Below are 7,815 nucleotides of genomic sequence, written 5' to 3'. Positions count from 1 at the left end.
CGCCTCGGCCGGCCGGCCGTCGTCGAGCGCGCGGCGGATCGCGGCGAGCGCCTCGGTCGCGTCCCTGGACTGGCGCACGCTCTGCCCGCACTGCCGGCAGACGACGGCGGCCGCCTCGGTAAGCCGCCCGCAGGTGGGGCAGACGATGTAGAGATCGGTGTCGCAGTATCGGCAGACCCGGACCTCGCCGACAGGCTCCGGGCGCCCGCAGCCCGGGCAGACGACGAAGTCGACCGTCGCGCCGGTGCTCACCGGGACGCCCAGGTCGCGGGCGAGGCCCAGCACGACCGACCTGACCTGGGCCGCGGACAGGCCGCGGCCGGCGCCCAGCGCCCGGCGCATCAGGCCTTCGAAGGCGACCGCGGTGATCTCGCCGTCCAGCAGGACGTGCTCCTCCACGGCGGCGCGCAGCTCGTCGGCCGCGTCGGCGAGCAGGCCGGCGGTGTAGGCGGCTGGATCACCCTCGAGCAGCCGGCCGCGGACCAGGGCGAGCAGGTCCGCGGTGACCGTCTTCTCCCGGTCGTGCGGCCGGCGGGCGTTCACCGCCGCGACCGCCTCGTAGGCGGCCACGAGCCGGGCCGGCGGGCCGTCCGGCGCCACCCCGAGGAAGGCCCACAGCGAGGCGGTCGAGGCGTGGTCCCCGCGGCGCAGTGCCCGCAGCTCGTCGAGCCGGTCCCGGATCTGGCCACGCGCGTCGGCGGGCAGCGGCGCGACGCCCACCCCGGCGGCGTCGTCGATGAGCCGCTCCCTGGCGAGGCGCACCTCGAAGCGCTCGCCGGCCACCCCGGCCTGGGCGGCGAGCCGTCGCAGGCCCTCGACCCTGGAGACCGGGATGCCGCCGAACCGCTCGCGCACCGTGGCCAGGTAGCCGTCGACCTTGGCCAGCCGCTCGGTGTCGCCGTCGCGGCGGGCCTCGACGACGCGCTGGCGCGTCCGTTCCCGCGCCTCGGCGTCGCGCAGCGGCGCCTCCCACTCCGCCCGGCGGCGGACCAGCTCGGCGGCGAGCGTGGCGTACTTCGCCGAGCTGCGCTCCCGCTGCAGGAACGCGAGCACCCGGGCGAGCCGCGCCTGCACCTCGGCGTCGGTGTCGCCGCCCTCGGGATCGAGGTCCGCGACGAAGAACGGGTCGTCGAGCCGCAGCGGGGAGCGCGCGCGCAGCACCGCCAGCACCCGCTGGCGGTAGCCGCTGCCGTCAAACGCCGCGCTCACGCCTCACCTCATGTAAACGCCGTGCCGAGCGAGCGAGCGCCAGCCGCCCGTACATCCACCACCGTCAGAACCGAACGGGCAGCCGTTCACGGACGGGATCTCGTGATCGCGCCGTCACCACCGACCAGGCGGCATCACACGACGACGCCAGGTCGGCCTCCCCAGCCGCCAGATCCATACGCCACCCAGGTTACGGACCGGCCCGAGCCGCCGATACAACGGGTTTCCAGGCGTCGACCCCGAATCGGGCCAGCCGCACCAACCCCACTCGGACGCCGCCTCACCCGCCATTCCGGTCTTGATCGGACATCGAGGAACGGACGCCGCACCGATCCGGACGCCACACCCATCGGGCGCACGGATCCGGACGCGCCGATCCGGGTGCATGATCCGGACGCGCGGGGCAGGCCGGCCTCGCATCCCCGTTTCGCGTCCTGGGACCGGCACCGGCTCTGCCCCGGCGTCGACCTGACTCGGCGGCGGGACGGGGACTACTCGCGGCGCTCGATGAGCTTGCCGACCTTCTCGGCCTCGGCGGTGCGCAGCGCCTCGCTGCCCACGCCGGCGGTGACCCGCAGCACCAGCGGCTCCGGGGTACCCGGGTGGGTGGCGCGCACCTCGATCGTCTGGTCGCGGCCCATCACGAAGCTCACCTCGACAGGTGTGCCCCTGGAATGGCCGGACGGAATGCCGCGCAGCGCGTCGGCGACGATGACCTTGTTGTCCTCGATGACGGGCGACGCGACCGCGGTGCCCTGCTCGAAGACGCGGATGTCGACCTCGGTCTGGTCGTCGGTGACGGTATAGAAGGTCCTGGTCACCGAGATCGGCAACGGGTCGTTCTGGTGAGCGAGGAACGCCGCCACCGGCCGGCCCCGGTCTTCGGCGAAGATCCCGAAGCCGCGCGACGTGACGTTGGTGACGGTGGTGCGCACGAGGCCGGCGACCGCCGCCGCCGGCAGGCCCACCTCCCCCGCCCGCTCGGCCGCCGCCGCGGCGATGTCGGCGTCCGAGGCCGCGGTGAGATCGTCGTCGGCCCCGATCCGCCCCGCCTTGACCAGGTCGTCGTGGACGGCACGTTCCAGGGCCTTCTTCTGGCCGTAGACCGCGGCGCCCTTGGCGACGGCGAGATCCGGGTCGACCAGCTTGCAGACCAGGCCGAACTCCTCCGCGAGCCGCCGCGCGACCGCCGGCGACTTGCTCATGCCGCCGACGAGCAGGCAGGTGTCGATCTTCTCGACACCCTTCTCCCTGGCCCGGTCCAGGACCGAGCGGGTGAGCTCGACGGTGCGGTCGAGCAGCGGCTTGGTGAGGTCCTCGAACGCCGCCCTGGTCAGCTGCACGCTGGTGCGCCGGCCGCCGTGCACCACGAGCACGTCGACGCTCTCCCGGCCCGACAGCGCGAGCTTGGTGTCCTCCGCGGACGTGAGCAGCTCCTGCTCGTCGTAGACGTCGTCCAGCGGGTCGCCGGCCTCGGGCTGCGCCTCCACGAACCGGCGGGCGAGATGGCGGACCAGCTCCAGGTCCCAGTCGGCGCCGCCGAGCTCGTGGTCGCCGTCCGTGGCCACGACCGTGATGCCGCCCTCGCGCAGCCGGATCACCGTCGTGTCGAAGGTGCCACCGCCGAGGTCGTAGACGAGGACGGTCGACTCCGCCGCGCCGTCCTGGGCGAACCCGTACGCGAACGCGGCGGCGGTCGGCTCGTTGATGATGTCGACGACGTTCAGCCCGGCGAGCTCGCCCGCCAGCTTGGTCGCCTTGCGCTCCTCGTCGCCGAAGTAGGCGGGCACGGTGATGACGACGTCGGTCACCGGACCGCCGGTGGCTCGCTCGGCGTCGCCGACCAGCGCCTTGAGCACGAGGCTGGAGACGGCTGCCGCCGTGTACTCGACGCCGTGCGCGACGAACCGCCAGTCGGACGTGCCCATGTGCCGCTTGACCAGGCTGGCCACGTCGTCCGGCCGGATCCGCAGCTGCCGCTTGGCCTGCGTGCCGACCACGAACGAGACCTGGCTGTCGGCGCCCTCGTCGAACAGCACCACCGACGGAGTGGTCGGCTGCGACTCGATGTTGCGGATCACGTCCGGCCGGCCGTACTCATCCAGCCGGGCTATACACGAGTACGTCGTGCCCAGGTCGATCCCGAAGACCTTGGCGCCCCGGGCGCCGTTGCCCTCCGCCACGCCGCCACCGTCCCTTCTGGCGCGCCGCGTCCCCTACGGTCGTCGACCCGCCTATTCCGTCCTTTGTACCTAGCGCGACCGAGCCACCCGTCACCAACCCCTATCTGTGGCGGTAGACCTCGGCCTCGGCGGGGCGGAGCACGGTCGAGGTGCCACGCACGAAGCCAGGCCGCACGCCGCGGGCGATGGTGCGGTCACGCGCGGGCTCGTCGGTGCCGATGCCGCGCAGCGCGAGGTGGCGCGTCGGATCGAACTGACTGCCCGGCACGGCGATGTAGGGCCGCACATCGGCGGCGATGTCGAGCACCTGCAGGAGCTGCTTGCGCAGAATTCCCGCCACGCTCTGCGGGTCGTCCGCGCCGAGGCTCGACATCTGGTCGTGCAGCCTGATCAGGCCGCGCAGCAGCGGGGCCATCGCCTCGGTCAGCTCGCCCTGGCGCAGCCGGGTGTTCTCCTCGTGCAGCCGGTCGACCAGCTCGACGTCATGCCGGCGCAGCCGGGCGAGCTCGTCTACCCGGCGGGCGAGCGCGGCCAGCTGCCCGGCCAGGTCGCCGACGGCCCCGCCCGGCGGGGTCGGCGGACCCACCGCGAGCCCGGCCGGCATCCCCCCGGCCACCCGCTCGCCACCCGGAGGGGTGAGAGGCCGCTGGGGCGGCGCGCCCCAGTCCGGGCCACCACCCGACGGCTCGTCGCCTCGGTCGTAGCTGTCGTAGGACCCCGCCTCGAAGGGCGGCCGGCCGTCGAGGGCCCCACCGGTCCGGCCCGGCATGCCCCGCGGGTCGGAGATCGGGTTGGAGATGTCGACAGCGCTCCCGGCCGCGGGCTTGCCGCGCCCCCCGTCGGACGTCGACATGATCGGCAGCGTCGTCGGTGAGCCGCTGGGGCTCCCCAGCCCGGGGAGCCCCGCCACGTCGCCGTCGTCCGGCCCGGCGCCCTGGCCCTGCCCGGACGGCCCGACTGGGTCCAGCCCGGGGAACCAGCGGCCGGACCGCTCGCGGCGGCGACGGGAGTGCGGCTCGGTCACTTGCGGCCCGGAGTCCAGTTCAGGCCCCAGTTGTAGAGGGCGTCCAGCTGGCGGTGGCCACCGACGTACCGGACCTCCCGGCTGACGGTGAAGTCGCCGGCGCCGTTGTTGGTGAGCAGCGCGATCGCGCACATCCGGTTGCCGCCGGCCTGCTCGTCGAGGCGGACCTCGATCGGCGCGCCCTGTGCCGGGGTCAGCGTCACGACCGCGTCGGCCTGATCGAAGGACGCGACGCCCTCGTAGATGAAGGCGAAGATCAGGACCCGGCGGATGTTGGCCGCCTGCGCGAGGTTGACGTAGAGGTTCTCACCGCCGGTCGCCGCACCCGTGCGGTCGTCGGCGTCCAGCACGACGAAGGGCGGCGCGTCGAACGACCCGAAGCTGTTGCCCAGGGCCTGGACCACGCCGGACTGGCCGTTGGACAGCTCGAACATGGCGGCGAGGTCGAGGTCGATCCCGTTGTTCGCGCCGAGCACGCGCTTGAGGAATCCGCCCTTCTGGGGGGCGGAGCCCGTGTTCCAGTTGAGGTTGACGTGCAACCGCCCGCCGCCGCCCTGCTTGGAGAGCGATACGGAGGGAGCGGACTTGGTGAGGGTGACCTTGCTCAGGGACACGCCGGGCGCCGCGCCAGGCGTGTCGCTCGGACGCTTCGAGTAGTCAATTGCCATGTCCGCTCCTTTGCGGTGTCGTCCGCGACGGCCCGTCGGATCGGGAGGACCGGGGGCGGCCCCAACGCGGACCTTCCGGCCAGCACCGGCCCGACGACCCCGTCAACCATTCTGCACAGCGGTAGAAGGTGTGGAGTACCGCCATCACGGCCCGGCCGGGAGGGACTTCCTCCCGGCCGCGCGGCCGGGCCGTGCACGGGCACGGCACCAGCCGCCGGCTAGAGGACCGCGGATGGCCTTACCGTTTGACCGTTGGCCGCCTTCGCGCGCGGCCCCGGGTCGTACGCGGTCAGGACTTGGCGCCGACCGGTTCCGGCGCCTCCTGCTCGCCAGCCTCGTCGCCTTCGTCACGGTTCGCGTTGCGGTGTCGCATCGACGACAGCAGGGCGATACCGATGAAGGCGACACCGATCAGCCCGGTGACGATCTCGGGAACCTCGGTCTCGATCGACACGGCGAGAATGACGGCGAGCGCGCCGATCGCGTAGTGAGCACCGTGCTCCAGGAACACGTACTCCGACAGCGTTCCCTGCCGCACCAGGTAGACGGTGAGCGACCGGATGTACATCGCGCCGATGCCCAGGCCGGCGGCGATGATGAAGATGTTCTGCGAGATGGCGAACGCGCCGACGACGCCGTCGAACGAGAACGACGCGTCCAGGACCTCGAGGTAGAGGAAGAGGAAGAAGGCCGCCTTCCCCGTCGCCTGGACCACGCCGCCGCGCGGGGCACCGGTGGCCGCGACAGCGCCCGGCTCCGCGTCGCCGTCCTCCTCCTCGGCCCCGATCCCCTGCGCCTCGAAGAACTCACCAAGGCCGCGCACACCCAGATAGGTCGCGAGGCCCGCGAGCCCGGCGACGAGGACCTGCTCGGTATGGCCGTCGGAGAACGCCTCGCCGACGACGAGCAGCGCGACCAGCCCGAGCACCACGGGAATGACGTCGAGCTGGCCGGCCTTGCGCAGCGGCTCCTCGATCCAGCGCAGCCACTGGACCTCGCGCTCGGGGTCGAACATGAAGTCCAGGAAGATCATGAAAAGGAAGATGCCGCCGAAGGCCGCGATCGCCGGGTGGGCGTTGTGCAGATGGCCGGCATAGGTGAACCCGTCACTCACCTTGTCCGAGTTGACCGCCAGGTCGATGACCTGTATCGGCCCAAGATGCGCGGTGAGCGCGACCACGACGATCGGGAAGATCAGCCGCATCCCGAAGACGGCGATGAGCACACCCACGGTAAGGAAGAGCCGCTGCCAGACGGGGCTCATCCGGCCCAGGATGGTCGCGTTGATCACCGCGTTGTCGAACGACAGGCTGATCTCCAGGACCGCGAGGATCGCCACGATCGCGGCGGCGTGCCAGCCGCCGAGCACTCCGGCCGCCGCGATGACCACGGCGGTTATCGCGAAGGACCAGCCGAAGATCCGCAAGATGTGCACCAGTACCAGCACCTCCGCGGACCGGTTGAGGAAGGTGGCCGGCGGGCACCTGGCACTGCGGCTCCGGTCCGCCGGAGTCCGCCGCACCGCCGTCACTGGCGCCGCCGTCTGTCGCGCCGCCCCGAGCGCCCGGTCCTCCGCCCGCGCCTGGCGGCGCCGAGTGGCTCCGGCGAGCTGGGCCACGGGCCGAACGACCTTCGACACGCTCGTGGTACCTGCGCGGCTCTCGGCATCGTAGCCAGCACCACGGAGGACAAAGGTGACAAGCGGGCGACACGACGCCAACAATCACGATCCCAGCCAGGACCGCCACCCTCGGACTGCTATCCGCCACCGTGCGCCACCGTGCCATGGACGCGGGCGACCACCCGGATGACGCTCAGCTCGGTGGTCCGAGAGCCCTGAAAGACCTGGTTCCTGCCGGATCAGCGAAGATGATCCGGCAGGAACCGGAAGGCCAGGTGCTCAGACGTTCGCTCAGACGTTGACGCCGTAGTCCTGCGCGATGCCGCGCAGGCCGGTCGCGTAGCCCTGGCCGACCGCGCGGAACTTCCAGTCGCTGCCGTGCCGGTAGACCTCACCGAAGATCATGGCGGTCTCGGTCGACGCGTCCTCGGACAGGTCGTAGCGAGCGATCTCGGCACCGCCGAGGTCGTTGACGATCCGGATGAAGGCGTTGCGCACCTGGCCGAAGCTCTGCTGACGCGCCTCGGCGTCGTAGATCGACACCGGGAAGACAATCTTGTCGATTTCCGCCGGCAGGTTGGCGAGGTTCACCTTCACCTGCTCGTCGTCACCCTCACCCTCGCCGGTGAGGTTGTCGCCCTGGTGCTCGATCGCGCCGTCCGGGCTCTTCAGGTTGTTGAAGAAGATGAAGTACTGGTCGGAGAGCACCCGGCCGTCGGCGCGGCAGGCGATCGCGCTCGCGTCCAGGTCGAAGTCGCTCCCGGTCGTCGTCCGAGCGTCCCAGCCGAGGCCGACGATCATGCTCGTGAGACCAGGCGCCTCCTTCGACAACGAGACGTTGCCACCCTTGCTGAGGCTGACTCCCACTGTGTTTCCTCCCGCTGTCCGTGCGGACGGGGCTTCGGCGCCCCGAGCACCCTAGCCCCGGCTCGCTGCCAGTGTGATCGACAGCCTATGCCCATAGGTGGGCAGACCAGACGCTCGCCCGCTTGGGCGGCATCCACCGGGACCTCTATGAGCCATACGAATGATGGCGGCCCGGAAGTTCCCAGCGCGGGCGGCGCGCCGAATTGGTGGTTCGCTCCGTTGGGGGATCGGGGCCGGGGCAGA

The 7,815-nt window shown here is 71.9% G+C and carries 6 protein-coding genes; all 6 read right to left on the bottom strand.

Translation table 11 applies throughout. The features are described from left to right. Positions 1 to 1,209, bottom strand: a 1,209-nt coding sequence (locus FRCN3DRAFT_RS43940) for a zinc ribbon domain-containing protein (RefSeq protein ID WP_007520234.1), incomplete at its 3' end; no start/stop codon positions are given. A 491-nt stretch (positions 1,210 to 1,700) separates the two neighbouring features. Beyond that, a complete protein-coding gene (locus tag FRCN3DRAFT_RS0211260) occupies positions 1,701 to 3,392 on the bottom strand; it encodes an Hsp70 family protein (protein ID WP_007520235.1) in 1,692 nt (563 codons plus the stop codon). Positions 3,393 to 3,492: 100 nt separating this feature from the next. After that, complete coding sequence (locus FRCN3DRAFT_RS0211255; protein ID WP_007520237.1) at positions 3,493 to 4,416, bottom strand: hypothetical protein; 924 nt, start codon at positions 4,414 to 4,416, stop codon at positions 3,493 to 3,495. Next, positions 4,413 to 5,084, bottom strand: coding sequence for a TerD family protein (locus tag FRCN3DRAFT_RS0211250; protein ID WP_007520238.1), 672 nt, complete (start codon positions 5,082 to 5,084; stop codon positions 4,413 to 4,415). The genes FRCN3DRAFT_RS0211255 and FRCN3DRAFT_RS0211250 overlap by 4 nt, the downstream gene beginning before the upstream one ends. A 289-nt stretch (positions 5,085 to 5,373) precedes the next feature. Beyond that, positions 5,374 to 6,519: a DUF475 domain-containing protein gene (locus tag FRCN3DRAFT_RS0211245; RefSeq protein ID WP_035927421.1), complete on the bottom strand. Its 1,146-nt coding sequence runs from the start codon at positions 6,517 to 6,519 to the stop codon at positions 5,374 to 5,376. A gap of 477 nt (positions 6,520 to 6,996) precedes the next feature. Then, complete coding sequence (locus tag FRCN3DRAFT_RS0211240; RefSeq protein ID WP_007520242.1) at positions 6,997 to 7,572, bottom strand: TerD family protein; 576 nt, start codon at positions 7,570 to 7,572, stop codon at positions 6,997 to 6,999. Positions 7,573 to 7,815 lie beyond the last annotated feature (243 nt).

The organism is Pseudofrankia saprophytica, assembly GCF_000235425.2.
Taxonomy (GTDB): domain Bacteria; phylum Actinomycetota; class Actinomycetes; order Frankiales; family Frankiaceae; genus Pseudofrankia; species Pseudofrankia saprophytica.
This window is presented reverse-complemented; position numbering and strand designations above follow the sequence as displayed.